Raw genomic sequence first — 25,236 nt, 5'->3', positions numbered from 1 at the left:
GTGCGCTCGGGTCAGGTGTACCCCCGGCGACGGCATCAACCATACCAAGCCTTACGGGGTGCTCTCACCCGGCTATCGCTCCGTGAGTGGCCGGGCGCGCACGGTGATCGACAGGGGTGGGCGAGGTCGGACTTTAGATGGCTATAAGCGTGCTGTGCAGACTCATGAACAGGCAGTTTCGGATCGTGGGCTTCGCGTCGGTGGAGGAGAGCCGCATGGGATCACAGATGGCGTTCCAGACTCGGGTGGCGGAGTTGGCTGCGATTCGTGCGGAGGCGTTGGGGGGGCCTTCGGAGGCGGCGACGGCGGCGCAGCATGCGAAGGGGAAGCTGACGGCGCGGGAGCGGATTGGTCTGTTGTTGGATGAGGGGTCGTTTCGTGAGGTGGGGGTGTTGCGGCGGCATCGGGCTTCGGGGTTCGGGTTGGAGGCGAAGCGGCCGTATACGGATGGTGTGGTGACGGGGTGGGGGACGGTGCATGGGCGGACGGTGTTCGTGTATGCGCATGATTTCCGGATTTTTGGGGGTGCGTTGGGGGAGGCGCATGCGGCGAAGATCCACAAGATCATGGATATGGCGTTGGCGGCGGGGGCGCCGTTGGTGTCGTTGAATGATGGTGCGGGGGCGCGTATTCAGGAGGGGGTGTCGGCGCTTGCGGGGTATGGGGGGATTTTTCAGCGGAATACGCGGGCGTCGGGGGTGATTCCGCAGATTTCGGTGATGTTGGGGCCGTGTGCGGGGGGTGCGGCGTATTCGCCGGCGTTGACTGATTTTGTGTTCATGGTGCGGGAGACCGCGCAGATGTTCATTACGGGGCCTGATGTGGTGCAGGCGGTGACCGGGGCGCGGGTGACGCAGAACGGTCTGGGTGGTGCGGATGTGCACGCGGGTACCTCCGGCGTCGCCCACTTCGCCTACGACGGGGAAGAGGCGTGTCTGGCCGAGGTGCGGCATCTGCTGTCGATGCTGCCGAGCAACAACCGGGAGAACCCGCCGGCCGTGGTCTCCAAGGATCCGGTGGACCGGCGGTGCGAGGCGCTGGTGGATCTGGTGCCGGTGGACGGCAAGCAGCCCTATGACATGCGGGCGGTGATCGAGGAGCTGGTGGACGACGGGGAGTTCCTGGAGGTCCATGAGCGGTGGGCGGTGAACATCATCTGCGCGCTGGCGCGGCTGGACGGGCAGGTGGTGGGGGTGGTGGCGAACCAGCCGCAGTCGCTGGCGGGGGTGCTGGACATCTCGGCGTCGGAGAAGGCGGCGCGGTTTGTGCAGATGTGCGACGCGTTCAACATCCCGATCGTGACGCTGCTGGACGTGCCGGGGTTCCTGCCGGGGGTGGACCAGGAGCACGGCGGGATCATCCGGCACGGGGCGAAGCTTCTGTACGCGTACTGCAACGCGACGGTGCCGCGGATCTCGGTGGTGCTGCGGAAGGCGTACGGCGGGGCGTACATCGTGATGGACTCGCAGTCGATCGGGGCGGATGTGGCGTTCGCCTGGCCGACGAACGAGATCGCGGTGATGGGGGCGGAGGGCGCGGCGAATGTGATCTTCCGGCGGCAGATCGCGGCGGCGGAGGACCCGGAGGCGATGCGGGCGCGCATGGTCAAGGAGTACAAGGCAGAGCTTATGCACCCCTATTACGCTGCCGAGCGCGGTCTGGTCGATGACGTCATCGAGCCGGCCGAGACCCGTGAAGTCCTCATCCACGCACTGGCGATGCTGCGCAGCAAGCACGCCGATCTGCCCGCCCGCAAGCACGGCAACCCGCCCCAGTAACCACGGCAGCATGTGAAGCACCGAGAAGGCGAGCGAAGGGAAGCGTTCCCCATGGCAGACAGCGACACCTGGATCCGGCGGTTCCACCCGGCCCCCAGGGGCCGGCTCCGGCTGGTCTGCTTTCCCCACGCCGGGGGCGCGGCCAGCTTCTACTACCCGGTGTCCCAGGCGCTGCACCCCGACATCGAGGTGCTGTCCCTCCAGTACCCCGGGCGGCAGGACCGCAGGACCGAGCCGCCGGTGCCGGACATCATGCCGCTGGCCGAGCAGGTCGCCGAGGCCCTGCTGCCCTGGAAGGAGGGGCCCTGGGCGTTCTTCGGGCACAGCATGGGGGCGGTGGTGGCCTTCGAGGCCGCCCGCATCCTGGAGGGAACGCCCGGCGCGGCGCCGCTGACCCAGCTCATCGTCTCCGGCCGCCGGGCGCCCGGCACGCGCCGTGACGAGGCGGTGCACGAGCGTGACGACGACGGGCTGATCGCCGAGATGCGGCGCCTGAACGGCACCGAGAGCGGCGTTCTCGACAACGAGGAGCTGCTGCGCATGGTGCTGCCCGCCCTGCGCAACGACTACCGCGCGATCGAGACCTACCGCGGGGATCCCGGGGCCCGGGTGAGCTGCCCCATCACCGCGCTCATCGGCGACGACGACCCCAAGGCCACCGTCGAGGAGACCCGCGCCTGGGCGGAGCACACCACCGGCGGCTTCGACATGCACGTCTTCCGCGGTGGGCACTTCTTCCTCGTCGACCGGCAGCTGGAGGTGCTGGAGCTGATCACGAGCAGCCTCAAAGGGACCGACGACGAGTAGTCCGGCCGGCCCGGTCAGCCCCGCCGCGGTCCCTGCCGCGTGGTGACGCCGATCCGGTTCCAGGCGTTGATCGTGAAGATCAGCGATATCAGCCGGGCGAGCTCCTCCTCGGAGAAGTGGGCCGCCGCCCGCTCGTAGACCTCGTCCGGAACGAACCCGTCGGTGAGGACCGTGACCGCCTCGGTGAGCGCCAGCGCAGCCTGCTCCCGCTCGCTGAAGACGCCGGCCTCCGCCCAGGCGTTCAGCAGGAGGACGCGCTCCTCGGTCTCGCCCGCCGCGCGCGCGTCGTTGCTGTGCATGTGGATGCACAGCGCGCAGTGGTTGATCTGGGAGGCGCGGATCCTGACCAGTTCGGCGATGGTGGGGTCGAACCCCTTCGAGGCGGCCTGGTCCAGCGCCAGCATGGCCTGGTAGACGTCGGGGGCGAGGCGGGAGAGATCCATCCGGGGGGTGTGCGTGTGAGCCGTCATGCCCCCGACCCTAGGCGGGCGAGTGGCCGGTCATGTGGTCCACTTACGGGGTGGATTCATGGGCCATTTCACCCGAGGGCACCGGCCTTGACCTGCACCTGGACCTGTCGGGCGGGGGTGGCGTCCGAGCCGGTCTGATGCGTGCGCTGCGCGATGCCATCCGCACCGGGCGGCTGGCTCCGGGTACCCGGCTGCCGTCCTCCCGGTCCCTGGCCGCCGACCTCGGCGTCGCCCGCAACACGGTCGCCGACTCCTACGCGGAGCTGGCCGCCGAGGGCTGGCTGGTCGCCCGGCAGGGCTCCGGCACCCGGGTCGCGCCGCGCGCCGCCTCCCGCGCCCGCCCGCCGGGCCGCCGCGTCCCCGAGCCCCGGCGGGCGGTGGCGCCGCCCGCGGTCAACCTGCTGGCCGGCCGCCCCGACGCCGGGGCCTTTCCCCGCGCCGCCTGGCTGGCGTCGGCGCGCCGCGCCCTGACCGCGGCGCCGACCGAGGCGTTCGGGCTGGGCGATCCGCACGGCCGCCCCGAGCTGCGCCGGGCGCTGGCCGACTACCTCGCCCGGGCGCGCGGAGTGCTGACCGACCCCGACCGGATCGTCGTCTGCTCCGGCGCCCACCAGGCGATGCGGCTGCTCGCGCGGGTCCGGGAGCTGCGGCGGGCGCCGCTGGCCGTGGAGTCCTACGGGCTGTTCCTGCACCAGGAGCTGTTCTCCGCCGAGGGCGTGCGCACCGTTCCGCTGGCCGTCGACGAACTGGGCGCGGATGTCGGGGCGTTGGCCGACACCGGGGCGCGTTCGGTGCTGCTGACGCCGGCGCACCAGTTCCCGCTGGGGGTGCCGCTGCACGCCGAGCGGCGGGCGGCGGTGGTGGACTGGGCGCGCGCGACGGGCGGGCTGGTCCTGGAGGACGACTACGACGGCGAGTTCCGCTACGACCGGGAGCCGGTGGGCGCGTTGCAGGGCCTGGATCCGGAACGGGTCGTCTACCTCGGCTCGGCGAGCAAGAGCCTCAGCCCCGCGCTGCGGCTCGGCTGGATGGTGCTGCCGGGGCACCTGGTCGACGACGTGCTCGCCGCGAAGGGGCCCTGGGAGCTGACGGCTGGCAGCCCGGACCAGTTGACGCTCGCCGACTTCCTGGACTCCGGGGGGTTCGACCGCCATGTGCGGCGGGTGCGCCAGCGCTACCGGCGCCGGCGCGACCAGTTGGTCGCCACGCTTGCCGCGCGCGCCCCGCACATCCGGGTGACGGGCATCGCGGCGGGGCTGCACGCCGTGCTCCGGCTGCCGCCGGGAACGGAGGAGCCGGTGGTGCGGGAGGCGCGCCGGCGGGGCATCGCCCTGACGGGGCTGGGGCGTTACCGGCACGCGTCGTTCGGCCCGCCGCTGCACGACGGGCTCGTCGTCGGCTATGGAACGCCGCCGGACCACGACTTCGCGGCGGCGCTGGACGCGTTGTGCGCAATCCTTCCGCCGCTCAACGCCGGTGCGCGACGGCCGTCTTCGCCGCCGAGGCGCCCAGCGACTTCAACCACGAAGGACCGCTGAGCAGTTCGAGAAGGAGCAGCAGGCGGGTCAGCGGCTCCCAGTCGGAGGCGCCGGGGGCGACGGGCTCGGCGTCCCCCGGCCGCATCAGCAGGGCCCACACCGCCTTGCCGTAGTGGTCTGGGGCCGTCCAGCCCCAGCGCTCGGCCAGGGACTCCAGTACGTGCAGGCCGCGCCCCGACTCCTCGTAGTAGTCGGGCTCCTTGACGCGCGGCACGTCGTGGCCCGGGTCGAACACGGCGCACAGCACGGCTCCGCCGCAGTGCACCAGGCTCAGCAGAATGGGCCGCTCCCGGGAGGCGGGCGGCAGGGGCGCCGGGCGGGAGGGGGGCAGGCCGTAGCGCAGCGCGTTGGTGACTAATTCCGAGACGACCACGGTCGCGTCGTCGACCAGGGCCTCAAGTCCCCAGCCCCGCAGCGTGGTTCGCGTCGCCCTGCGGGCCTCACCGGGCGTCTCCCGGGCGACGGCGAGTGGGAAAGTGGCGAATCCGCCCGCGTCCACGACCCCTTCCCTCAACCGCCGCGCCTGGTCAGGCGCCATGACGGCGAACGGGAGAGCTGTCATCTGGACCTCCGCGACGTGACGACACGTGACCGAAACCCCCACGGCGGCGGCTCCGCTGGGTCCATCCTCGTGGACTCAGCGTATCGCTGCAAGTGCACCTGAAATAACGAATGCAAGAACAGATGCAAGAACAAGTGCAAGAACGCTCGGAAGTTGGGCAGTATGCGGTCAGGAGCCGTCCGGAGCCGCACGCCGGATGGCAGGCACGACAGACGTAGGAGTGGACATGCCGCAGTTCGTCAACGGTGTCCCCGCCGGCCGCATCGAGGGAGCGGCCTGGCGGAAGAGCGCGCGCAGCAACCCCAACGGGAACTGCGTCGAGGTGGCCGGGCTGCCCGGCGGCGAGGTCGCCGTCCGCAACTCCCGGGATCCGCAGGGTCCCGCCCTCATCTACACCCGGGCGGAGATGACCGCCTTCATCATGGGAGCCAAGGACGGAGACTTCGACGATCTCATCAGCGGGAGCTGACTGAATCACGCTGAGTGTCCCGAGGGCGACTGTACGCCGCGCCCGAAGAATGCAACACTTGGGCGCGGTTTCAACACTCAGGGGACACAGACATGGCGTCAGCTCAGGCAGGTCGCATCTCGTCGGTGCGGGACATCCTCTCGCACCCGCGCGGCGGACCCACGGTTCTGCGGATCGTGCTCGGCACGCACCTGCGCCGGCTGCGCGAGGCGAGTGGCATCACCCGGGAGGCCGCCGGTGACGCCATCCGCGGTTCGCACGCGAAGATAAGCCGCCTCGAACTGGGCCGGGTGGGCGCCAAGGAGCGTGACATCGCCGACCTGTTGACGCTGTACGGCGTGGTCGACGAGGAGCAGCGCGAGCAGTTCCTGGCGCTCGCCCGGCAGGCCGGCAAGCCCGGCTGGTGGCAGCGGTACAACGACGTGCTGCCGAGCTGGTTCGAGACCCTGATCGGCCTGGAGGAGGCCGCGTCGATGATCCGCACCTACGAGGTGCAGTTCATCCCCGGCCTGCTCCAGACGCCCGACTACGCCCGCGCCTGCATCCGCCTGGGGAACCCGCGGGCCACCGACCGCCAGGTGGAGCGCCGCGTCGAGCTGCGCATGGAGCGGCAGCGCCTGCTGACCAACGCGCACGCGCCCAAGCTGTGGGCCGTGGTGGACGAGGCCGCGCTGCGCCGCCCGCTCGGCGGCACCGACGCGATGCGCGCGCAGATCCGGCATCTGCGCGAGATGGCCGAACGGCCCAACATCACGCTCCAGATCGCGCCGTTCCGCCTCGGCGGACTGGCCGCGGCCGGCGGCCCGGTGACGATCCTGCGCTTCCTGGAGCCCGATCTGCCGGACATCGTCTACCTGGAGCAGCTCAACAGCGCGCTGTACCTCGACAAGCGCGAGGACGTCGAGGACTACCTCGCGGTCATGGACAGCCTGTGCGCCACGGCCGAACCGCACGGCAAGACCGAGGAGTTCCTCGACGGGCTGCGGTTCCTCGAAGGGCTCAAGCGCAGCCTGTGACCTGGCCGTTCGCCCCGCCGCCCGGTGCGGACGGGGCAAGGACGGCGCCCCCGTCCGCACCGGGACGGGCGGCGGCTCACGGCTTGCGGGCCACGCCCCCGAACTCGATCCACTCCGTGGTCTGCTGCTTCGGGCCGAGCTCCGTGTCCGGCCGCCAGGTGCTGATCTCCACCAGCCCCGGCTCCAGCAGCTCCAGGCCCTGGAAGTACCGCCGGACATCCCGCTCTTCGCGCACCCGGCCCCAGTTCCCCCGGGTGCTCTCCAGCATGAAGTCCGTCAACTCCTTGCGGAGCACGGGGTCGTCGCTGACGAGCTGATTCATCACCAGGAAGCTCCCCGAGGGCAGCCGGTCGGCCACCCGGCGCACCAGCGCCCCCGGGTCGTCGGAGTCGGGAACGCAGTGCAGCACCGAAACGAACAGCGCGGCCACCGGCTCGGAGAGATCGATCAGCCGCTCCACCTCCGGGTGCGCGAAGATCGCCTCGGTGTCCCGGAAGTCGGCCTGGATCACAGCGGTGTTGTCGTTCTCCTCCAGCAGCGCCCGGCCGTGGGCCAGCACGATCGGGTCGTTGTCGATGTAGACCACGCGCGCTTCCGGATCCACCCGCTGGACTATCTGGTGCACGTTGTCCTGGGTCGGCAGCCCGGAGCCGTGGTCCACGAACTGGCGGATGCCGTAGTCCTCGGCCAGGATGCGGGCCGCGCGCTGGAGGAAACGGCGGTTGTTGATCGCCAGCGGGCGCGTGCTCGGCGCGGTGATCTCGATCTGCTCGAACGCCTCCCGGTCGGCGGCGTAGTTGTCCTTGCCGCCCAGGGCGTAGTCGTACATGCGGGCAACGCTCGGCACGTTGACATCGATGTCGGGGGACGCGTCCCCGCCGGTCTCGGTCATGCTGCCACTCTCTCCCTGTGTCCACGGGTGCTGACTGACCCGAATCTACCGAGCGCCACAGGTAATTGACTCTCCGTCGGCCAGCCCGATCGTATGCCCCGGGTGACGCGGCGTATGCCCAGGGTGACGCCGCCCCCTCAGCGCGGGTGCTCGGCCAGCCAGGCCAGCAGATCGGCGTACACCTCCTCCCGGTTCGTCTCGTTGAGGATCTCGTGCCGCGCGCCCGGATACGCCCGCCAGGCCAGATCCCGGGTCCCGAGATAGCGGAAGTCCTCCAGGAGTTCGTGCACCAGGTTCATGCCGACATGGCACGGGTCCTGGTCGCCGACCACGACGAGCACCGGGAGATCGGCGGGAATCCGCCCCTGCGCCGCCGGGTCGTTGATCTTCCGCACGCCCCGGACCCAGTCCAGCGCCAGTCCCGCGCTGAACGGGAAGCCGCAGCGCTCGTCCGCGACATAGGCGTCGACCGCCGCGGTGTCCCGGGACAGCCACTCGAAGCCGGTGCGGAAGGGATAGGGGTCGTTGAACGAGGAGAACAGCTCCGGCACGAACCCGGACGGCGCCGCCCGCCCGCCGCGCGCGATCTCCTCCTCCAGCCGCGCGATCGCCGCCTCCGGCTCGCACCCCGGCAGCGAGCGGAACGTGCCGCACAGGATCAGCCCGTCCAGCGCGCCGCCGTGCTCCTGCGCGTAGTCCCGGGCCAGTTGGGAGCCCATGCTGTGCCCGAACAGCACATGCGGCAGCCCCGGGAACCGGGCCCGCACCCGCTCGCCCACGGCGTGGATGTCCTCCACCACCGCCCGCCAGCCGGACTCGCCCACCACCCCCAGGCCGCCGGTGCCCGGGGCCGTGTCGCCGTGGCCGCGGTTGTCCGAGGCGATCACGGCGTAGCCGTGCGCGGCCAGCCGGCGCGCGAACGCGTCGTAGCGCCGGGCGTGTTCGGCCGCGCCGTGCACGAGCTGCACCCAGCCGCGCGGCGCGTCGCCGGCCGGCAGCCAGGTGTGGGTGGCTATCGGCACGCCGTCCGGCGCCGTCGTGAAGTCCAGGGTGACCGTTGCCTCCGGCTGGGTGCCCATGCTCATTCCTTGTCGGGGATCAGTGCCGCGGCCAGTATGGAACGCCCCGTCGCCGGGCGGACCTCTCCGGCTCCGGGGGCGTTCCCGAAAGGTGGTGTGCCCCCGCGCCCGGGGGTTACGCTCGCGGCATGCCCAGCGCCGCCTTGACCACCGCCGCTCCGACCACCGCCGCTCCGACCACCGCCGCTCCGACCACCGGCACCCCCGGCGTTGGCCCCCTGCTGCGGGAATGGCGGCAGCGGGCCGGGGTCAGCCAGCTCGACCTGGCGCTGCGCGCCGACTCCTCGGCCCGGCACATCAGCTTCATCGAGACCGGCAAGACCCGGCCCAGCCGGGAGATGGTGCTGCGGCTCGCCGAGCACCTGGACGTTCCCGTGCGGGAGCGCAACGCCCTGCTGGTGGCGGCCGGTTACGCCCCGGAGTACCCGGAGTCCTCGCTCGACTCCCCGGCGCTGGAGGTGCTGCGGCTGGGCCTGGACCGGTTGCTTGCCGGCTACGACCCCTACCCCGCGCTGGTCCTGGACGGCACCTACCGCGTGTGGGGAGCCAACCGGGGCGCCTCGCTCCTGCTCGACGGCGTCGCTCCCGAGCTGCTCGCCCAGCCGCTCAACGCGATGCGGATCACGCTGCACCCCCGGGGACTCGCTCCCCGCATCCTCAACTTCCAGGAGTGGCGCGGCCATCTGCTGGACCAGATGCGCCGCCAGTTGGCGCTGCTCCGCTCCGAGCCGCTGCGTGCCCTGTACGAGGAGGTCGCCGCCTACCCCGCGCCGCCCGGCGGCGACGAACGGGCCGGTGAACGCAGCCCGCTCGCCCTGCCGTTGATCGTCGGGATCAATGGCCGGCGGCTGTCGTTCCTCTCCACCATCGCCACGTTCAACACCCCGGTTGATGTGACGGTTTCGGAGCTAGCGCTGGAGACGTTCCTGCCGGCCGACGCGGAGACCGCGCGGCACCTGGCGGAACTGGCCGGGTAGCCGCGCGGCGGGGACGGGCGGCGATCAGCGCGGCACGGCCCGCAGCGCCGCGTACTGGGCCGCGGCGAGGGCGGCCACCACCAGGGCCTGCGCGGGGATCCACACGGCACCGGCCGTGCTGGGGCCCAGCCACAGGACCACGCCGGCCAGGCCGGCCACCGCCCAGGCGGCGTTCGCCTCGATGACGCACCGCACGGCGGTCACCGGGGGCTCCGGCCGGCTCGCCAGCCAGCCGACGCCGGCCGCGAACAGCAGCAGGAACGCCCCGACCCCGGCGATCAGCGCGGTGTCCAGGCCGAGCAGCCGGCCGACCGGGCCGGCGGCGGCGAGGTACGCCAGCGCGTTGCCGCCCGTGATGACGGCGTCGAGCGCCAGCCAGCGACGCAGCCGGAGCACGGGCGTGGTGGGCGTGGTGGTGAAGGCGAGTGCGGACATCGGTCATCAGCTCCTCGAAAGGACGGGTCCTGGCTGCCCCCACCCTCGCCTCGCCACGGGCCGGTCGTCGATGACGCGCGAGGTAATGGCCGCCGCGCGTGGGATCCTCCCGGTCGCAGCGGCACGGTCGGAAAAACACGTTGCCGCGCGTCGCCGGTGACCGGCAGCATCGCGGCATGCCGCCCTCACTCGACCCGCATGTGCTGGCCTACTACGAACAGGGCCGCGAGGACGCCCGCCTGGCCCCGGTGGCCGGCAACGAGGCTGATTCCCGGCTGGAGTTCTGGCGCACCCAGGACGTGCTGCGCCGGGCCCTGCCCGCGCCGCCCGCCCGGGTGCTGGACGTCGGCGGGGCCAGCGGACGGCACGCGGCGTGGCTGCGGGCGGATGGGTACGACGTCGAACTCCTCGACCCGGTACCGCTGCACGTCCGGCAGGCGCGGGCGAAGGGAATCCCGGCGCGGGAGGGCGATGCCCGCCAACTCCCCGAGGACGACGACTCGTTCGACGTGGTGCTGGTGCTCGGGCCGCTCTACCACCTGCCGGCACGGGCCGACCGCGTCCGGGCGCTGGCCGAGGCGCGCCGGGTTGTGCGGCCCGGCGGCCTGGTCGCCGCGGCCACGATCAACCGCTGGGCCGTGCTCCACGACGGCCTGCTCAAGGGTTTCTTCTTCGAGGCGCATCGCCGGGAGCACACCATGAAGGTGCTGCGGACGGGCCATCAGGACAGCAGCACCGACCTCTTCACCGTCGCGTACTTCCACGATCCGGCCGAGATCCCGGGGGAGTTCGCCGACGCCGGGCTGTCCCGCCCGGTGCCTCACGGCCTGGAGGGCGCGGCGTGGCTGACGGGCGGCATGCGGGAACGGCTCGACGACCCGGAGCAGCGCGCCGTGGTCCTGGACGCGCTGCGCGAGGTGGAGACCGAGCCGGCGCTGCTGGGCGTGAGCGGGCACGTGCTCACCACCGCCCGGGCCTGACCGGCCGGGTGCGCTCCCGGGCGGGGCGGGCCGGGTCAGCCGGAGATCCGGACCGGGCGCGTGTGTTCGTCCGGCGGGGCGGAGCGGATCAGCCGGACGAGCAGCTCCAGCCCGGCGCGGTCGACCGAGCGGGCCGTGGCGCTGAGCACGACGACCGCGGCCTGGCGCTCGGGGGCCACGGCGAGGAACGACCGGTAGCCGCCCGTTCCGCCGTTGTGGAAGAGGACGTGGTGACCGCCGTCCCGCGCCTTGAGGCGCAGGCCGATCCAGCCGGGGTGCACGGCCATGGCGTGGCCGACGCGATGGGACGTCTCGTGGGTGAGGGCGATGGCCTGGGTCAACGAGCCCGGCGCGTCGCCCAGTTGGGCCAGGGCGAACTTCAGCAGATCGGGCGCGGTGGAGTGCAGCCCGCCGGCGCCGGCGAGGGCGCCCATCCGCCAGCGCGGCCGGGGTCGGCCGGTGCGGGAGTGGCCCTGGGCGAGCCGTTCGGTGCGGTCGTCGTCCAGCACCACCCGGGTGTCGGCCAGGCCCAGCGGCTCGCAGATCTCGGACCGGATCAGCGCGTCGTAGTCGCGGCCCGTGTGCCGGGCCAGGGCGAGTCCGAGCAGCCCGGCCCCGAGATTGGAGTAGTGGTAGCGGCGACCCGGCACCGAGCGCAGGCGCGTGCGGGCCAGGCCGGCCAGCAGCGACTCCGGCGTGCAGTCGGCGTACGGGTCGGGCGGGGGAATCAGGGAACGCGGCATCATGCCGGCTGGCAGCCGGGGCAACCCCGAGGTGTGGCAGGCCAGTTGGCCCAGCTCTATGCGCCGGCCGCCGCGCTCCGGGACGGCCGTGCCGGGCGGCAGCAGTTCGCTCAGCGGCTGGTCGAGGGAGACGCCGCCGCGCACGGCGAGCCGGGCCAGCGCCAGCGCCGTGAACGTCTTGCTGACCGAGCCGATCTCGAAGACCGTGCCTGGATCGGCGCCGGCGAACTCGCAGGCGTCGTCCCGCACCGCACCGACGACGACCGCGCCGCGCCGCCCGTCGGTCAGGCGTCGCGCGATCTCGCCCACCTGGGCGTCCAGTTCCGTGTCCGTCGTCATGGTCATCAGTCCTCCTTGCGTCCGAGCAGCCGCCGGCCGCCGTACTTCTTGTGCACCGCCTGCTTGGTCACGCCGAGCGCGCCGGCGATGTCCGCCCAGCTCGCGCCGCCGTTGCGCGCGCGGCGCACCAGCACCGCCTCCTCCCGCTCCAGCCGCTGGCGCAGGCCGGCGGCGGCGCGCAGCGCCGCGAGCGGGTCGGCTTCCCCGGTGATCGGGGAGAGATCCACATCACCCATGGCGTCAACCTTGATTGACGCTGGCCGCCGATGTCAACCTAGGTTGACGCGAAAAGCGTATGAATCGGACCCCGCCTTGCTGTCGAATGCCGCTTCCGCCCAGGATGAACGCCTGCCGCGGGGCCGCGCCGGTGCGGCCCGCCCGGAAGGAGATGGTTCGTGGGAACGCGCGTGACGGTGGTCGGCGAGGCGCTGGTCGACCTCCTGTGGCGTACCGGCGCCCGGGAGTTGAGCGCGGTGCCCGGCGGCAGCCCGGCCAATGTCGCGGTGGGACTGCACCGGCTGGAGCGGCCTGTCACGCTGCTGACCGCCTGGGGCGACGACCCGCCGGGGGCGCTGGTGAACGACCACCTGGTGACCACCGGGGTGGAGGTGCGCCGGGTCCCGGCCGACTCGGCGCGCACCATCGTGGCCCTCGCCTACCTCGGCGCGGACGGCGCCGCCACCTATGACTTCCTCGCGGACTGGGCGCCGCTGGAGCTGCCGGTGCCCGAGGACACCACCGTGCTGCACACCGGATCGCTGGCCGTGGTGATCGAGCCGGGCGCGTCCCGGGTGCTCGATCTTTGCCGAAGGGAACGGGCGCGCGGCAGGACCGTCGCCGCCGACCTCAATGTGCGCCCCGCGGTGCAGCCCGACCGGGACGCCTACCGCGAGGTGTGCCTCCGGCTGGCCGGCGCCGTGGACGTGGTGAAGGCCAGCGACGAGGACCTGGCCTGGCTCTTCCCGGACCGTGAACCGGCCGTCGCCGCCCGCGCGTTGCTGGCCGCCGGGCCGCGCCTGGTCGTGGTGACCCTGGGCGCCGAAGGCGCGTTCGCGGTCACGGCGGAGGACGAGGTGCGGGTGGCCGCGCCGGTCGTCGACGTGGTGGACACGGTCGGCGCGGGGGACACCTTCCAGGCCACCCTGCTGGACGCCATCGCGGAAAACGGCGGCCCGCCGGCCGGCCGGGAGGCGCTGGCGGCCGTGCTCGCGCGTTGTGCCGAAGTGGCGGCGGTCACGTGTACTCGGGTCGGCGCCGATCCGCCCTACAGGGCGGAGCTCACAGGCATGTGACCGCCGTGTGTGGAACTTGAGATGGGCTTAACGGCTTGGAAACAGAAGCCCGGTGAGCGCGCGTCAGATCCGGTAAGGGACTCGGGGGGACGGTTGTCGCCCTGCGCTCTGATGATACGATCACCGGGCTTGCCAAACGAGCTGAGGGCGCGTAAGGCAGAAGGGTCAACCGATAATCAGCCGAGAGGGTTTCACCCCCTGAGGAGCATTATGCCGTCAATAGGGCATAGGGAGGCGCGGCGGCAGGCTGGCGGGCATGTGCCCCGCGAAGTACGGCCGACGGCTTCCTCCCAGGCTGAACGGGACCCATCGTCGTGTCAGGTCGACTGGTAGGGCGGATCCGCACGGGGGAAGTCGGATTCACGACCACGACCCCCTCACTTTTTGTACCTGGCGGTCTAGCTTGAAGAGAATCTTATGACCCAATACCTACAGGATCCAGCGCTCTGGGGTCTGATCGTTGGTACTCCCCTTGCCGCATCCGTCATTTACCGAGGACGCAAAGCAACTGCAAAGCTGCGCGCAGAGAAAGCCGAACTGGAAGCGCGCCACTTTGAGCTTGAAAGCAACTTTTCCGAGGCGGTCGAGGATGCTCGGCTCCGCGCCGAGGAAGGCACCAAGACTGCCCTGAAGTCCGCTATGCGGACGCTCCAGGGCCTGGCCAATGAACAACAGTTGGCCATTTCGAAGATCCAGGAGAAGTACGGGGACCAGGAGTACCTCCAGGACCTCCTGGAAATCGACCACATGAACTCGCAGTTCGGCCGGCGGGCGCAGTCCGTGGCCGTGCTGTGCGATGGATGGCTGGGCCGCCAGCGGACCGTTGCCTCGGTGTATGACGTGGCCCGCAGCGCCAAGGGCCGTATCCGGCACTTCACGCGCGTGGAGATCCGGTCGCAGACCAATTTCGCCGTCATCAGCCAGGTCGTCGAACCGGTCGCGCTGGTGCTCGCGGAGCTCCTGGACAACGCGACCAGTTACTCGTCGCCCGAGACCACGATCGACATCAACATCCGGACGGTTCCCAAGGGCGTCTGCGTCGTCATCGACGACGCCGGCGTCGGCATGAACGAGGAGGAGAAGAGCCGGGCCGCGCGGCTGCTGTCGGGTGAGCACCCGGTCAGCGTCACCGAGCTGGGCAACCCGCCGCAGTTCGGCTTCGCCGTCATCGGCGTGCTCGCCGCCCGCTACGGATTCAGCGTGTCCGTGGACTCGGCGTCCCCCTACGGGGGTGTGCGCGCCGTGGTCCTCCTTCCCCAGGAGCTGCTCACCAGCATGCCCGAACCGCAGAACCCGCCCGCGGCCGAGGTGCCCGCCCAGCAGGAGTCCCCGGAGGACGTGACGACGGCCGGCGGCCTGCCCAAGCGCCGGCGGAGAGGTGCGATCGCCATAGTGCCGGAGGCCGGCCAGGCCGCCGGTGGCGCACCCGCGCGGTCGAGCGAGGAAACCGCCTCCATCATGGGCGCTTTCCAGCGCGGCACGCAGTCCGGCCGCACCGCCGATCCGAGCAGGGAAGGGTATGAGGTCCAGTGAACACCGAACTCTCGTGGATGCTTGAGAGCGCGCTGGAGGTCCCGGGGGCGCGGCACGCGATTCTGGTCTCCGCCGACGGCCTGCTCATGGCCCGCTCCAAGGACGTCGACAAGGACCACGCGGACACCGTCGCCGCCGCGATGAGCGGGATGCAGTCCCTCAGCCGCACGGTCGCCGGCTTCAGCGGCGGCATCGCGATGCAGTGGCGGCAGACCGTCGTCGAATTCGACGGCGGCTGGGTCTTCCTCATCTCCGCCGGCGAGGGCGCGTACCTGGCCGTCTCGGCCTCCCCGAACGTCGACATGGCGGACATCACGTTCCGCATGCAGCAGCTTGTCGCCCAGCTCGGCAAGGCACTGACCACTCCACCTCGTGAGAACACGGGTATCCAGGCATGAGTGCACCTGATGAGCAGCCCGCCGAGTCTGTCGAATTAGTGCGACCGTATGTCATCACCAACGGCCGCGAAATCGCAGACGGCGACAGATTCGAGCTGGTCACGCTGATCACGGCCGCCGAACACCCGCACAAGGACCGACTTGACCCGGAGAAGCGCGGGCTTGTGGATCTCTGCGAGGGCGGATATCTCTCGGTTGCCGAGATCGCCGGTCACCTCCGGCTGCCGGTAGGCATTGTCAAGGTACTGCTGTCCGATCTCGCGGATGCGGGGTTCATCCACACCCGGGCACCCGTGCCGCGGGCTCAGCTCACCGACATTCAGGTCCTTCAGGAGGTGCTGGATGGTCTCCAAGCCCGTTTCGGGTGACGCGCGGCACCTGCACGACAATGTGCAGATCGCGGCCAAGATCCTGGTTGTGGGCCATTTCGCGGTCGGCAAGACGACGTTCATCGGCACGCTCTCCGAGATTCCTCCGCTGCGCACCGAGGAAAGGATGACGCAGGCCGGCGTGGACATCGACGACCTGAAGGGTGTCCGAGGCAAGACCACCACCACCGTGGCGATGGACTTCGGGCGCCTCACGCTCAACGACCGGCTGGTGCTCTACCTGTTCGGCACTCCGGGACAGCAGCGCTTCGTCCAGGTCTGGGAAGACATGAGCCGAGGGGCCCTCGGAGCCCTTGTGCTGGTCGATCCCCAGCGGCTGAAGGAATCCTTCGCCATCATGGACCTGGTCGAAAAGTACGGCATTCCGTACGCCATCGCCGTCAACAATTTCGACGGCAGCCCGACCCATTCCGAGGCGGAGCTGCGGGAAGCGCTGGATCTGCTTCCCGAAACGCCCGTCATCACATGCGACGCGCGGGACGAGAAGTCATCGGCCAAGGCGCTGGTGTCCCTCGTCCGCTATTTGCAGAGTCGCACCCGATAGGAGCAACCATGGACTCTCACTCTGACTTCGGGACGCCACCCCCCGGTTGCCCCGCTCATCAAGGCGGCCGTCCGCCCCAGGACGTCACCGTCCGAGTCCCCTTGTACGGACCTGAGTTCTCGGCCAACCCCCAGGCGTACTACGAGGCGTTGCGCGCCCAGGGCCCGGCCGCTCCCGTCGAGCTGGCGCCCGGCGTGGACGCCACCCTCGTGACCGACTACGCCGCGGCCCTGCAAGTGCTGCAGAACCCCGACGCGTTCACCCGGGACTCCCGCCGCTGGCGGGCCCTGGAGGAGGGCACCGTGCCGCCGGACAGCCCCGTGCTCGGCATGATGGGCTACCGGCCGAACGTCCTGTTCGCCGACGGTGCCGAGCATCTGAGGCTCCGTCAGGCAGTGGCCGACAGTCTGGCCCGGCTGGACGCCTACCGGGTGAGCCGCCACGTCGAGCGCGTATCCGCGTACCTGGTCGACTAGTTCAAGTACAAGGGCACCGTCGACCTGCTCGGCGACTACGCCAAGCCGCTGGCGTTCCTCGTCTTCAACGAGCTGTTCGGCTGCTCGGCGGAGATCGGCGACCGGCTGATCCACGGGTTCACCGGCATCTTCGACGGCATCGACGCCGAGGCGGCGAACCAGGAGCTGGCCGAGTGCCTGATGCAGCTTGTGGCGCAGAAGCGCGCCAAGCCCGGTGACGACATCACCTCCTGGCTGATGGAGCACCCGGCGAAGCTGTCGGACGTGGAGGTGCTCCACCAGATCACCATCCTCCTCGGCGCCGGCATAGAACCCGAGCGCAACCTCATCGCCAACGGCCTGCTCCTGATCCTCTCCGACGAGCGGTTCTTCGGCGGCCTGTACGGCGGCGGCCTGCTGGTCGAGGACGCGCTCAACGAGGTCCTGTGGAACTCGCCGCCCATCGCCAACTACGCCACGCACTTCCCGGTGCGGGACACCGATCTGGGCGGGGTGCAGCTCCCCGCCTACTCGCCGGTGCTGATCAGCTTCGCGGCAGCCAACACCGACCCCGTGCTCTCCCAGTCGCGGCAGATGCTCAGCAAGCGCGCACACCTCGCCTGGGGTGCGGGTCCGCACGCCTGCCCGGTCAAGGAGTCCGCCTCGCTGATCGCCACGGTGGCCATCGAGCGCCTGCTCAACCAGGTGCCGGACGTCGAACTGGCCGTCCCCGTGGAGAGCCTGGAGTGGCGGCCCGGCGTCTTCCACCGCGCCCTGGTCGCGCTGCCCGGCCGCTTCACGCCGCTGCAGCGTCCGGTCACCCCGGACACCGGTGCGGCGACCGGCCGTCCCGCGGAGAACGCCACCTCGTCCCGTGGTCAGGGCCGGCCCGAGCGGGGCCGTTGGTGGAGCTCGTTCCTCAACTGGTGGCGGGTGTGACGCACACGACTGACGCATATCCGCCTGGCATATGTATGAAAATCAGTGTATGGGGGTAAAGGTGCCGGAGGTCACGTCAACTGCTGAGCCCCACCCGGGTGACGCACAGTTATGTGGCCTCCCATGGCGGGCCTAAGAGGAGTATTTCGTGGAACTTGCTGAAGGCGTTACGGCGATCAATCCACGTTCCATCGTCTCCCTGATATCGCGTCTACGCGCGTCGCGAGGACAGGCAGATCCCTATCCGATTTATGAGGAACTCCGGTCCATGGGAGATGTCGTTCCAGCACCCTGGGGCGCGCATCTCCTGACCACGTTCGACGTCTGCGACCAGGTGCTGCGCGGCAAAACCTGGTTGGCGCTCGACAGCGACTGGCGCGCACGTCAGGAGGCCGGCAGCCGCTGGACCTCCCCCTCTTCGGAGGAGTTGGGGCATGTGCTCCAAGGGCTCAATCCCCCGGAGCACACCCGGCACCGCAGGTCCGTCGGGAACATCTTCGACAGAAAGACCCTGCACCGGCTGCGCGGCCCGCTGACCCGCATCGTCGATCGCCTTCTCGACGATCTCGCCGAGAAACTCCGCGACGGTGAGGCTGACTTCTCGGCCGTGGTGAGCGAGGAACTCACCATTGCCGCCATGGGGCACTGGCTGGGAATTCCCGAGGCGGATTACGCCACCGTCCGCTCCTACAGCCACGCGCATCTCTACGCGCAGGAACTCCTGCCCTCGCCCAGCCAATTGGTGTCCGCCAACGCCGGAATGCGCGGCATGCGGCATTACTTCACCGGTCTCGTTCGCGACCGCCGGGCCAATCTGGGGGACGATGTCCTCTCCGGCTGGATCAGGGCCTGGGATCTGCTGGAGCCGGACCGCGAGGTGGCCGACGAATCGGTGTACTACCTCGCGATGTTCATCACCGGGGCGGCCCTGGAGACCACCTCCACCCTGCTGTCGAACCTGGTGCTGATCTTCGATCAGCACCCGGACCAGCGGGACTGGTTGCGCGAGAACCCGCACCGTGTGCCCGAGGCCGTCGAGGAGGTCCTGCGCTACGACGCGCCGGTGCACGTCACCACGCGCGTCGCCGGCGAGGACACGATGCTCGGCGGGGTCCTGATCAAGCGTGACGAGATCGTCCACGCGCTGATCGCCTCCGCCAACCACGACCCCTCACGCGTCCCCGACGCGGACGTCTTCGACATCCGCCGGTCCTCCCCGAGCCTCAGCCACCTCGCGTTCGGCGGTGGGGTTCACTACTGCATCGGGGCCGGACTCGCCCGCCTGGAGGGCCAGGTGCTGCTCGAGAGCCTGCTCAGGCGCTTCCCCCGGCTGCGGCTCAGTCAGCCGCCGGTCTGGGAGCCCCGGGTGGCCTTCCGGCGCCTGTCCGCCCTGCACGTCGTGGAAGACTGACGCCGGGATGGCGCTCTATCGGGAATTCAAGACGCTCGCGGTCGGCCAGGACGGCCATGTTTTGCATGTCCGCTTCAATGTGCCGGAGTCCGGAAACGCCATCACCCAGGACGTTCTCAATGAACTCCTGACGGTGCTCGGCGCGGCCCGTGACGACACCGATATCCGCGTACTCGTGCTCTCCGGCGCGGGCGAGGACTTCTGCCTGGGCGGAGATCTCCGCGAATACGACGCCCTCCTGGCCGAGGACCCGGCCGGCGCGGGGATCGCCACGCTCGGCGCCAAGGCCCGCCAAGTCTGCGATGCCCTGGCCACCGCCGACCTGGTCACCGTCGCCCGGCTGCACGGCCGGGTGGTCGGCGCCGGGCTGGCCCTCGCCCTCTTCTGCGACCTGCGGGTGGGCTCCGACACCAGCCGCTTCCGCATGCCGGAGCTCGCGGTGGGCATCCCCATGGCCTGGGGCGGCGCGGTGGCCCGGCTCCTCCAGGAGGCCGGCGCGGCCCGCATCCGCGAACTGCTGCTGCTGGGCACGAGCTTCGACGCGGTGACGGCCCGCGACCTGGCGGTGCTGCACCGGATCGCTCCCGAGCACGAGCTGGACCAGGTCATCCGGGAGTGGACCGGCCCTCTGGTCCGGCGTTCCCCGGTCGCGCTGCGTGTGACCAAGGCCCTGCTGAACTCCTACGCGGCGGCCTCCCGGCTCGCCGACGCCTCGATCGTGGAGGGGGAGCTCCTCGCCGCCGCCCTCGCCGCCCGCAACCGCACGCGCCACGAGATCTAGGGCCTGTATCGAGTTCCCGCCCGGGCCCGCGACGCCAGTCACGGCACCTCGCCGCTCCCCCAGACTCCGTCTGGGAGGTGCCCCCAGCCGAATCGCGCGAATACGGCCGGGTATGAGCTGCGATCCGGTGCCTTGCTGGGGGTACCTCCCAGGCCCCCAAGGGCCTGGGGGGGCACCGCGTCTGACGCCGCGGGCTGATCCGACCGGGAACTCGATACAGGCCCTAGACGGCGCGCGAACAGCGGGAGCGGAGTCCGGGGCGGGGGGTGCCGCGCCGGCTCCCGGCGCGGCTCAGCTCTCCTCGTCCTCCAGCCGGAAGCCGACCTTCAGGCCCACCTGGTAGTGCTCCACGGCGCCGTTCTCGATGTGGCCGCGCACCTCGGTCACCTCGAACCAGTCGAGCTGGCGCAGCGTCCGCGCGGCCCTGGCGATGGCGTTGCGGATCGCGTCGTCCACACCCTCCTTCGAGGAACCGACGATCTCGGTCACCCGGTAGATGTGCTCGCTCATGCTGGCCTCCCGGAGTACGGGGCGTGTGTGTCCACCTACCACCGTGTCCCAGGGCGGCGCGTTCCGCGAACGCGCGCACGGGGATTGACCGCCGGCTGATCGCGGTGGCACCGTTCGCGCGCCGGTGTTTTAACGATTCAAGGGGTGGCGGTCACCATGGCACCGATCGGAAGACGAGCGTTGATCGGCGCGGCCGGGGCCGCCGTCGTCCCGCTGGCGGCCGGCCCCGCAGACGCCGCCGGGGGAGCCGGGGGAGCGGCCCCGCCGAAGGGACTGCGGCTCAACGAGATCTGGGCGCACGACCCCTGGATCACGGCCCACCGGCCCAACCGCACCTACCACCTCTACGTCCGCAACCTGGCGGACAACACCGGCATCCCCGGCACCGGCACCGTGATGTACCGCAGCCGGGACCTGGTCTCCTGGCAGGGGCCCTACTCGGTGTTCACGGTGCCCGGTGACAACTGGGCGACGGATGGGGGATGGGTCTGCCTTTCGGGTCTCCGTGGATCAGGGAGCGGCGTCAGATGCGGTCAATCGCAAGGCGCCGGATCGCAGCTCATACCCGGCCGTACTCGCGCGATTCGGCTGGGGGCACCTCCCAGCGTTAGCTGGGGGAGCAGCGAGTGGCCGTAGCTGGCGTCGCGAGCCCGCGGAGATCCGAAAGGCAGGCCCCAGCGCCCGAGGTGCACGCCCACGCCGGGAAGTGGTACCTCTTCGTCACCCTGCACGACGAGGCGCAGACGCTGGCCGAGCCCCCGGAAGTGCTGATCACCACCTACCGGCGCGGCACCGCCGTCGCGGTCGCCGACTCGCCCTACGGCCCCTTCCGGCTGCTGGACGCCGAACGCCCCCAGACCCCGGACGCGTTCATGGCGCTGGACGGCACGCTCTGGGTCGAGGACGGGGTGCCCTGGCTCGTCTACGCGCACGAGTGGATCCAGCGCCTCGACGGCACCATGGAGGCCGTTCGCCTCAGCCCCGACCTGAGCCGTTCCGAGGGCGAGCCGCTGCACCTGTTCAAGGCGTCTTACGCCCCCTGGCTGGGGGAGCGCATCACCGCCGACGACCGCGCGCTGCCCCCGTACGTCACCGACGGCCCCGAGCTCTTCCGCAGCCGGACGGGCGAACTGCTGATGCTGTGGTCCACCTATCTCGGCCTGGCCGGCACGCAGGGGTATGTGCAGACCCAGGCCCGGTCCGTCTCCGGCCGGCTGGCCGGCCCCTGGGAACTCGCGCCGGTGCTGGTCGGTGACAACGCCGGGCACGGCATGCCGTTCCGCGCGTTCGACGGCACCCTGCTGCTCGTGGTGCACCGCCCGTTCGGCTCCCCGGCCACCCGCGCCAAGCTCTACGAACTCCACGACGCCGGCGACCGTTTCGACCTCGGGCGCCGCCGGACCGATCTGGACGGTGGCGACTGACCTGGCGATGCTACCCTCGCACGGGGCCGTGACTGGCGCGTCTGGATGGGATGAACCATCGGGGAGCGGCCCTGTCGAGCGACAGAGCCGTGCGCCTGGGCCGTCGCGACGTCACGTCAAGGAGGCCCCTGTGAGCGAATCCGCCCGCACGACCGAGTCGACCGCCTTTCGCAGCGGTCTGGAGGTGATCCGCGGCATCGAGCCGCGCGTCGCCGACGCCATCGGAGCCGAGATCGAGGATCAGCGCGCGTCCCTCAAGCTCATCGCCAGTGAGAACTACGCCTCGCCGGCCGTGCTCCTCGCCATGGGGAACTGGCTCAGCGACAAGTACGCCGAGGGCACCATCGGCCGCCGCTTCTACGCGGGCTGCCGCAACGTCGACACCGTCGAGTCCGTGGCCGCCGAGCACGCCCGCGAGCTGTTCGGCGCCCGCCACGCCTACGTTCAGCCGCACTCCGGCATCGACGCCAACCTCGTGGCCTTCTGGGCGGTCCTCGCCGCCCGCGTGGAGTCCCCGGCCCTGCAGCGCGCGGGCGTCCGCCAGGTCAACGACCTCACCGAGGAGGACTGGGCCGCCCTCCGCCGCGACCTGGGCGGCCAGCGCATGCTCGGCATGTCCCTGGACGCCGGCGGTCACCTCACGCACGGCTTCCGGCCCAACATCTCCGGCAAGATGTTCCACCAGCGCAGCTACGGCACCAACCCCGAGACCGGCCTCGTGGACTACGACGCCGTGCGCGCCGCCGCCCGGGAGTTCCGCCCGCTGATCCTCATCGCCGGCTACTCCGCCTACCCCCGCCTGGTGAACTTCCGCGTCATGCGCGAGATCGCCGACGAGGTCGGCGCCACCCTCATGGTGGACATGGCCCACTTCGCGGGCCTCGTCGCCGGCAAGGTCCTCACCGGCGACTTCGACCCCGTCCCGCACGCCCAGATCGTCACCACCACCACCCACAAGTCCCTGCGCGGCCCGCGCGGCGGCATGGTGCTGTGCGACGACTCGCTCGCCGACCAGGTCGACCGCGGCTGCCCGATGGTGCTCGGCGGCCCCCTCCCGCACGTGATGGCGGCCAAGGCCGTCGCCCTCGCCGAGGCCCGGCAGCCGAGCTTCCGCGACTACGCCCAGCGCATCGTGGACAACTCCCGCGCCCTGGCCGAGGGCCTGCTGCGCCGCGGCGCCCGCCTGGTCACCGGCGGCACGGACAACCACCTCGCGCTGATCGACGTCTCCGGCTACGGCCTCACCGGCCGCCAGGCCGAGGCGGCGCTCCTGGAGTCCGGCATCGTCACCAACCGCAACGCCATCCCCCAGGACCCCAACGGCGCCTGGTACACCTCCGGCATCCGCATCGGCACCCCCGCGCTGACCACGCGCGGCCTGGGCACCGCCGAGATGGACGAGGTCGCCGAGCTGATCGACACCGTGCTGTCCCGCACCACGCCGGGCACCACCAAGAGCGGCCAGCCCTCCAAGGCCACCCATGTGCTGGAGGACGGGATCGCCAAGCAGGTCGCCGGGCGCGCCGCGGACCTGCTCGCCAAGCACCCGCTCTACGGGGAGATCGATCTCACCTGAGCCTCCCGCTGCGCCACCCGCACACCACCCCCGCCACCGCGGCGGAGGCCGAGGCGATCCAGCTCGGCCTGCGCCGGCACACCGTGCTGGACGGTTCCGGGCCCGCGCCCGGGGCGCCCGGCACGGTGGCCGGCGTCGACGTGGCGTACGACGACGGCCGTGATCTCGTCGCGGCCGCCGCCGTCGCCCTGGACGCCGTCACGCTGGAGGTCGTCGACCGGGCCACGGCGGTGGGCCCGGTGGCCTTCCCCTATGTGCCCGGACTGCTGGCCTTCCGCGAACTGCCCGCCGTGCTCGACGCCCTGGGCCGACTGCGGCGCACCCCCGACCTCGTCGTGTGCGACGGGTACGGCATCGCCCACCCGCGCCGCTTCGGCCTCGCCAGCCACCTCGGGGTGCTCACCGGCCTGCCCACGATCGGCGTCGCCAAGAATCCGTTCACCTTCCGCCACCAGCCGCCCGCGCCCCACCGCGGCGCGTTCACCCCGCTCCTCGACGGCGACACCGAGGTGGGCCGCGCCCTGCGCACCCGCGACGGCGTCAAGCCGGTGTTCGTCTCCCCGGGCCACCGCGTCACGCTGGACGGCGCCTGCGCCCACGCGCTGGACCTCGCCACGCACTACCGGCTGCCGGAGACCACCCGGCAGGCGGACCGGCTCTGCCGTCAGGCGCTGAGCGCAGCCTGACCCCGACCCGCGTCCGCCAGCACCGTCAGCGCGCGGTCCACATCGGCGGCCGAGTTGTAGAGGTGGAACGAGGCGCGCAGATTGCCGCCGCGCGCCGCCATCCGCACCCCGGCCGCCTCCAGCGCCGCCGCGGCCCCGCCCAGCCCCGGCACCGCCACCACCGGCGAGCCGCCGGGCACCGGCGTCAGCCCCAACTCGGCCAGCCCCGCCCGGAATCGACGGGCCAGTTCCAGATCGTGCGCGGCGATCCGCGCCCGGCCCAGCTCCGCCACCAGGGACAGCGACCGCGCGGCGGCCACCCACGACAGGAACGCCGGGCTCTCGTCGAACCGCCGCGCGCCGGCCGCGAGCACCGCCACCGGCCCATAGGTGCTGTTCCACGGCTCCTCGCCCGCCACCCAGCCGGCGTGCAGCGCGCGCAGCCCGCCGCCGTCCGGGGGCACGGTCAGGAACGACGTGCCGCGCGGGCACAGCAGCCACTTGTACGCCGCGCACACCGTGAAGTCGAAGTCCGCCGCCGACACCGCCGACCAGCCGGCCGCCTGTGTGAGATCCACCAGCGTCCGCGCCCCGTGCCGCCGCGCCGCCTTCGCGATCGCCGGCAGATCGGCGTCCCGCCCGTCCAGCGACTGCGTCGCGGAGACCGCCACCAGCGCCGTTCTCGGCCGCACCTCGCCCGCCAGCTCCGTCAGCGGCACCGCCCGCGTCACCAGCGTCCCGCGCTGCGCGAACGGCGTGACCAGCGAGCTGAACTCGTTTTCCGCGAAGAGGACTTCGGAGCCGGGCGGGAGCGAGGCCGCCACCAGCGCGGTGTGCGCGGCGACCGTCGCGCCGACCGCCACGCGCTCGGCGGGCACCCCGGTCAGCCGCCCGAACGCCGCGCGCGCCGCGGTGACCGCCGCGAAGTAGCTCTCCGTGTCCACCCGGCCGTCGCCCATCCCCGCGACCGCCTCCCGCAGCGCGGCGACGGAACGGGCCGGCAGCAGCCCGTGCGCGGCGGTGTTGAGATAGGTGGTTCGCGGTGCGTATTCGTCCGGCGACAGTGGGTCCACGAGAACTCCTCGGGTAGCGCGGAGCGCCACGGCTTCGCTACAGTCTGACATCACGCCGTCCGGGTGGCGGGCGGGTCCACGCGAACGCCGTCGGCCCGTTTCCCGCATCCTTCCCGGCACGGCACCGGCACGTGCGTGGGTCACCCGGCGGCCGTCCGGGA

At 71.4% G+C, this 25,236-nt stretch carries 26 protein-coding genes, 1 pseudogene and 1 riboswitch; of the genes and pseudogenes, 18 read left to right on the top strand and 9 right to left on the bottom strand.

Features of this window, described 5'->3' with window-relative positions:
- Positions 1 to 215 precede the first annotated feature (215 nt).
- Together RM590_RS17345 and RM590_RS17340 are read left to right on the top strand one after the other, a co-directional pair.
- Positions 216 to 1,778, top strand: a complete 1,563-nt coding sequence (locus RM590_RS17345) for an acyl-CoA carboxylase subunit beta (RefSeq protein WP_311705498.1) — start codon at positions 216 to 218, stop codon at positions 1,776 to 1,778.
- A gap of 51 nt (positions 1,779 to 1,829) precedes the next feature.
- Positions 1,830 to 2,585, top strand: a complete 756-nt coding sequence (locus tag RM590_RS17340) for a thioesterase II family protein (RefSeq protein ID WP_311705497.1) — start codon at positions 1,830 to 1,832, stop codon at positions 2,583 to 2,585.
- Positions 2,586 to 2,599: 14 nt separating this feature from the next.
- Here the strand turns inward: RM590_RS17340 and RM590_RS17335 are convergent, their stop codons facing one another.
- Entirely contained in the window at positions 2,600 to 3,055 is a 456-nt protein-coding gene (locus RM590_RS17335; protein WP_311705496.1) for a carboxymuconolactone decarboxylase family protein, read from the bottom strand.
- Between the two features lie 32 nt (positions 3,056 to 3,087).
- Between RM590_RS17335 and pdxR the strand changes: the two genes are divergently transcribed.
- Positions 3,088 to 4,593 (top strand): MocR-like pyridoxine biosynthesis transcription factor PdxR, encoded by a 1,506-nt coding sequence (gene pdxR, locus RM590_RS17330; RefSeq protein ID WP_394813884.1) that lies wholly within the window; start codon positions 3,088 to 3,090, stop codon positions 4,591 to 4,593.
- Here the strand turns inward: pdxR and RM590_RS17325 are convergent.
- A complete protein-coding gene (locus RM590_RS17325; RefSeq protein ID WP_311705494.1) occupies positions 4,523 to 5,155 on the bottom strand; it encodes an ATP-binding protein in 633 nt (210 codons plus the stop codon). The genes pdxR and RM590_RS17325 overlap by 71 nt on opposite strands.
- Before the next feature lie 226 nt (positions 5,156 to 5,381).
- On the opposite strand from RM590_RS17325, the gene RM590_RS17320 reads away from it, so the two are divergent.
- Together RM590_RS17320 and RM590_RS17315 are read left to right on the top strand one after the other, a co-directional pair.
- Entirely contained in the window at positions 5,382 to 5,624 is a 243-nt protein-coding gene (locus RM590_RS17320; protein ID WP_311705493.1) for a DUF397 domain-containing protein, read from the top strand.
- 92 nt (positions 5,625 to 5,716) lie between these two features.
- On the top strand, positions 5,717 to 6,640 hold the full coding sequence (locus RM590_RS17315) for a helix-turn-helix domain-containing protein (RefSeq protein WP_311705492.1): 924 nt from the start codon (positions 5,717 to 5,719) through the stop codon (positions 6,638 to 6,640).
- A gap of 76 nt (positions 6,641 to 6,716) precedes the next feature.
- Here RM590_RS17315 and RM590_RS17310 read toward each other — a convergent pair whose 3' ends face one another.
- Positions 6,717 to 7,532, bottom strand: coding sequence for an SAM-dependent methyltransferase (locus RM590_RS17310; RefSeq protein WP_311705491.1), 816 nt, complete (start codon positions 7,530 to 7,532; stop codon positions 6,717 to 6,719).
- 137 nt (positions 7,533 to 7,669) lie between these two features.
- Positions 7,670 to 8,611, bottom strand: coding sequence for an alpha/beta fold hydrolase (locus tag RM590_RS17305; protein ID WP_311705490.1), 942 nt, complete (start codon positions 8,609 to 8,611; stop codon positions 7,670 to 7,672).
- A 128-nt stretch (positions 8,612 to 8,739) separates the two neighbouring features.
- On the opposite strand from RM590_RS17305, the gene RM590_RS17300 reads away from it, so the two are divergent.
- Entirely contained in the window at positions 8,740 to 9,588 is an 849-nt protein-coding gene (locus RM590_RS17300; RefSeq protein WP_311705489.1) for a helix-turn-helix domain-containing protein, read from the top strand.
- 24 nt (positions 9,589 to 9,612) lie between these two features.
- Here RM590_RS17300 and RM590_RS17295 read toward each other — a convergent pair whose 3' ends face one another.
- Complete coding sequence (locus tag RM590_RS17295) at positions 9,613 to 10,023, bottom strand: hypothetical protein (RefSeq protein ID WP_311705488.1); 411 nt, start codon at positions 10,021 to 10,023, stop codon at positions 9,613 to 9,615.
- 176 nt (positions 10,024 to 10,199) lie between these two features.
- On the opposite strand from RM590_RS17295, the gene RM590_RS17290 reads away from it, so the two are divergent.
- Complete coding sequence (locus RM590_RS17290) at positions 10,200 to 11,003, top strand: class I SAM-dependent methyltransferase (protein ID WP_311705487.1); 804 nt, start codon at positions 10,200 to 10,202, stop codon at positions 11,001 to 11,003.
- 35 nt (positions 11,004 to 11,038) lie between these two features.
- Here the strand turns inward: RM590_RS17290 and RM590_RS17285 are convergent, their stop codons facing one another.
- Together RM590_RS17285 and RM590_RS17280 are read right to left on the bottom strand one after the other, a co-directional pair.
- A complete protein-coding gene (locus RM590_RS17285; protein WP_311705486.1) occupies positions 11,039 to 12,091 on the bottom strand; it encodes a serine hydrolase domain-containing protein in 1,053 nt (350 codons plus the stop codon).
- Positions 12,091 to 12,321 (bottom strand): hypothetical protein, encoded by a 231-nt coding sequence (locus RM590_RS17280; RefSeq protein ID WP_311705485.1) that lies wholly within the window; start codon positions 12,319 to 12,321, stop codon positions 12,091 to 12,093. Before RM590_RS17280 ends, RM590_RS17285 begins: the two co-directional genes overlap by 1 nt.
- Positions 12,322 to 12,480: 159 nt before the next feature.
- Here RM590_RS17280 and RM590_RS17275 point away from each other — a divergent pair, with 159 nt between their 5' ends.
- From RM590_RS17275 to RM590_RS17240, 8 genes and pseudogenes are all read left to right on the top strand, one after another.
- A complete protein-coding gene (locus tag RM590_RS17275; RefSeq protein WP_311705484.1) occupies positions 12,481 to 13,377 on the top strand; it encodes a carbohydrate kinase family protein in 897 nt (298 codons plus the stop codon).
- Positions 13,378 to 13,794: 417 nt separating this feature from the next.
- On the top strand, positions 13,795 to 14,910 hold the full coding sequence (locus RM590_RS17270; protein ID WP_311705483.1) for an ATP-binding protein: 1,116 nt from the start codon (positions 13,795 to 13,797) through the stop codon (positions 14,908 to 14,910).
- On the top strand, positions 14,907 to 15,308 hold the full coding sequence (locus tag RM590_RS17265; protein ID WP_311705482.1) for a roadblock/LC7 domain-containing protein: 402 nt from the start codon (positions 14,907 to 14,909) through the stop codon (positions 15,306 to 15,308). Before RM590_RS17270 ends, RM590_RS17265 begins: the two co-directional genes overlap by 4 nt.
- Positions 15,305 to 15,676, top strand: coding sequence for a DUF742 domain-containing protein (locus RM590_RS17260; RefSeq protein WP_311705481.1), 372 nt, complete (start codon positions 15,305 to 15,307; stop codon positions 15,674 to 15,676). The genes RM590_RS17265 and RM590_RS17260 overlap by 4 nt, the downstream gene beginning before the upstream one ends.
- A complete protein-coding gene (locus RM590_RS17255; RefSeq protein WP_311705480.1) occupies positions 15,651 to 16,241 on the top strand; it encodes a GTP-binding protein in 591 nt (196 codons plus the stop codon). The genes RM590_RS17260 and RM590_RS17255 overlap by 26 nt, the downstream gene beginning before the upstream one ends.
- Before the next feature lie 8 nt (positions 16,242 to 16,249).
- Positions 16,250 to 17,635, top strand: a pseudogene (locus RM590_RS17250) (cytochrome P450).
- 268 nt (positions 17,636 to 17,903) lie between these two features.
- Positions 17,904 to 19,046: a cytochrome P450 gene (locus RM590_RS17245; RefSeq protein ID WP_311705479.1), complete on the top strand. Its 1,143-nt coding sequence runs from the start codon at positions 17,904 to 17,906 to the stop codon at positions 19,044 to 19,046.
- Positions 19,047 to 19,053: 7 nt separating this feature from the next.
- The gene (locus RM590_RS17240) at positions 19,054 to 19,827 is read left to right on the top strand and encodes an enoyl-CoA hydratase/isomerase family protein (protein WP_311705478.1); all 774 of its coding nucleotides are present in this window, start codon (positions 19,054 to 19,056) and stop codon (positions 19,825 to 19,827) included.
- A gap of 291 nt (positions 19,828 to 20,118) precedes the next feature.
- Here the strand turns inward: RM590_RS17240 and RM590_RS17235 are convergent, their stop codons facing one another.
- The gene (locus RM590_RS17235; protein ID WP_311705477.1) at positions 20,119 to 20,337 is read right to left on the bottom strand and encodes a dodecin; all 219 of its coding nucleotides are present in this window, start codon (positions 20,335 to 20,337) and stop codon (positions 20,119 to 20,121) included.
- 686 nt (positions 20,338 to 21,023) lie between these two features.
- Here RM590_RS17235 and RM590_RS17230 point away from each other — a divergent pair.
- From RM590_RS17230 to RM590_RS17220, 3 genes are all read left to right on the top strand, one after another.
- Entirely contained in the window at positions 21,024 to 21,761 is a 738-nt protein-coding gene (locus RM590_RS17230; RefSeq protein ID WP_311705476.1) for a family 43 glycosylhydrolase, read from the top strand.
- 18 nt (positions 21,762 to 21,779) lie between these two features.
- A riboswitch (ZMP/ZTP riboswitch) is annotated at positions 21,780 to 21,869 on the top strand.
- 22 nt (positions 21,870 to 21,891) lie between these two features.
- A complete protein-coding gene (locus RM590_RS17225; protein WP_311705475.1) occupies positions 21,892 to 23,337 on the top strand; it encodes a glycine hydroxymethyltransferase in 1,446 nt (481 codons plus the stop codon).
- Positions 23,334 to 24,023 carry an endonuclease V gene (locus tag RM590_RS17220; RefSeq protein WP_311705577.1) on the top strand — a complete coding sequence of 230 codons (690 nt, stop codon included), beginning with the start codon at positions 23,334 to 23,336 and terminating at the stop codon, positions 24,021 to 24,023. The genes RM590_RS17225 and RM590_RS17220 overlap by 4 nt, the downstream gene beginning before the upstream one ends.
- On the opposite strand, the gene RM590_RS17215 is transcribed toward RM590_RS17220, so the two are convergent.
- Entirely contained in the window at positions 24,002 to 25,075 is a 1,074-nt protein-coding gene (locus RM590_RS17215; RefSeq protein WP_311705474.1) for an aminotransferase class V-fold PLP-dependent enzyme, read from the bottom strand. The two genes, RM590_RS17220 and RM590_RS17215, sit on opposite strands and share 22 nt — an antisense overlap.
- Positions 25,076 to 25,236: the final 161 nt, after the last annotated feature.

This window comes from Streptomyces litchfieldiae, from assembly GCF_031845365.1.
GTDB lineage: Bacteria > Actinomycetota > Actinomycetes > Streptomycetales > Streptomycetaceae > Streptomyces > Streptomyces litchfieldiae.
Note: the sequence above shows the minus strand (reverse complement) of the source record. Positions and strands in the feature narration are given on the sequence as shown.

What these genes read in the sequence shown, in the direction of transcription:
- RM590_RS17345 (WP_311705498.1), top strand. Translation starts at nt 216, where the DNA reads ATGGGATCACAGATGGCGTTCCAGACTCGGGTGGCGGAGTTGGCTGCG.
- RM590_RS17340 (WP_311705497.1), top strand. Translation starts at nt 1,830, where the DNA reads ATGGCAGACAGCGACACCTGGATCCGGCGGTTCCACCCGGCCCCCAGG.
- RM590_RS17335 (WP_311705496.1), bottom strand. Translation starts at nt 3,055, where the DNA reads ATGACGGCTCACACGCACACCCCCCGGATGGATCTCTCCCGCCTCGCC.
- pdxR (WP_394813884.1), top strand. Translation starts at nt 3,088, where the DNA reads ATGTGGTCCACTTACGGGGTGGATTCATGGGCCATTTCACCCGAGGGC.
- RM590_RS17325 (WP_311705494.1), bottom strand. Translation starts at nt 5,155, where the DNA reads ATGACAGCTCTCCCGTTCGCCGTCATGGCGCCTGACCAGGCGCGGCGG.
- RM590_RS17320 (WP_311705493.1), top strand. Translation starts at nt 5,382, where the DNA reads ATGCCGCAGTTCGTCAACGGTGTCCCCGCCGGCCGCATCGAGGGAGCG.
- RM590_RS17315 (WP_311705492.1), top strand. Translation starts at nt 5,717, where the DNA reads ATGGCGTCAGCTCAGGCAGGTCGCATCTCGTCGGTGCGGGACATCCTC.
- RM590_RS17310 (WP_311705491.1), bottom strand. Translation starts at nt 7,532, where the DNA reads ATGACCGAGACCGGCGGGGACGCGTCCCCCGACATCGATGTCAACGTG.
- RM590_RS17305 (WP_311705490.1), bottom strand. Translation starts at nt 8,611, where the DNA reads ATGGGCACCCAGCCGGAGGCAACGGTCACCCTGGACTTCACGACGGCG.
- RM590_RS17300 (WP_311705489.1), top strand. Translation starts at nt 8,740, where the DNA reads ATGCCCAGCGCCGCCTTGACCACCGCCGCTCCGACCACCGCCGCTCCG.
- RM590_RS17295 (WP_311705488.1), bottom strand. Translation starts at nt 10,023, where the DNA reads ATGTCCGCACTCGCCTTCACCACCACGCCCACCACGCCCGTGCTCCGG.
- RM590_RS17290 (WP_311705487.1), top strand. Translation starts at nt 10,200, where the DNA reads ATGCCGCCCTCACTCGACCCGCATGTGCTGGCCTACTACGAACAGGGC.
- RM590_RS17285 (WP_311705486.1), bottom strand. Translation starts at nt 12,091, where the DNA reads ATGACCATGACGACGGACACGGAACTGGACGCCCAGGTGGGCGAGATC.
- RM590_RS17280 (WP_311705485.1), bottom strand. Translation starts at nt 12,321, where the DNA reads ATGGGTGATGTGGATCTCTCCCCGATCACCGGGGAAGCCGACCCGCTC.
- RM590_RS17270 (WP_311705483.1), top strand. Translation starts at nt 13,795, where the DNA reads ATGACCCAATACCTACAGGATCCAGCGCTCTGGGGTCTGATCGTTGGT.
- RM590_RS17260 (WP_311705481.1), top strand. Translation starts at nt 15,305, where the DNA reads ATGAGTGCACCTGATGAGCAGCCCGCCGAGTCTGTCGAATTAGTGCGA.
- RM590_RS17255 (WP_311705480.1), top strand. Translation starts at nt 15,651, where the DNA reads ATGGTCTCCAAGCCCGTTTCGGGTGACGCGCGGCACCTGCACGACAAT.
- RM590_RS17245 (WP_311705479.1), top strand. Translation starts at nt 17,904, where the DNA reads ATGGGAGATGTCGTTCCAGCACCCTGGGGCGCGCATCTCCTGACCACG.
- RM590_RS17240 (WP_311705478.1), top strand. Translation starts at nt 19,054, where the DNA reads ATGGCGCTCTATCGGGAATTCAAGACGCTCGCGGTCGGCCAGGACGGC.
- RM590_RS17235 (WP_311705477.1), bottom strand. Translation starts at nt 20,337, where the DNA reads ATGAGCGAGCACATCTACCGGGTGACCGAGATCGTCGGTTCCTCGAAG.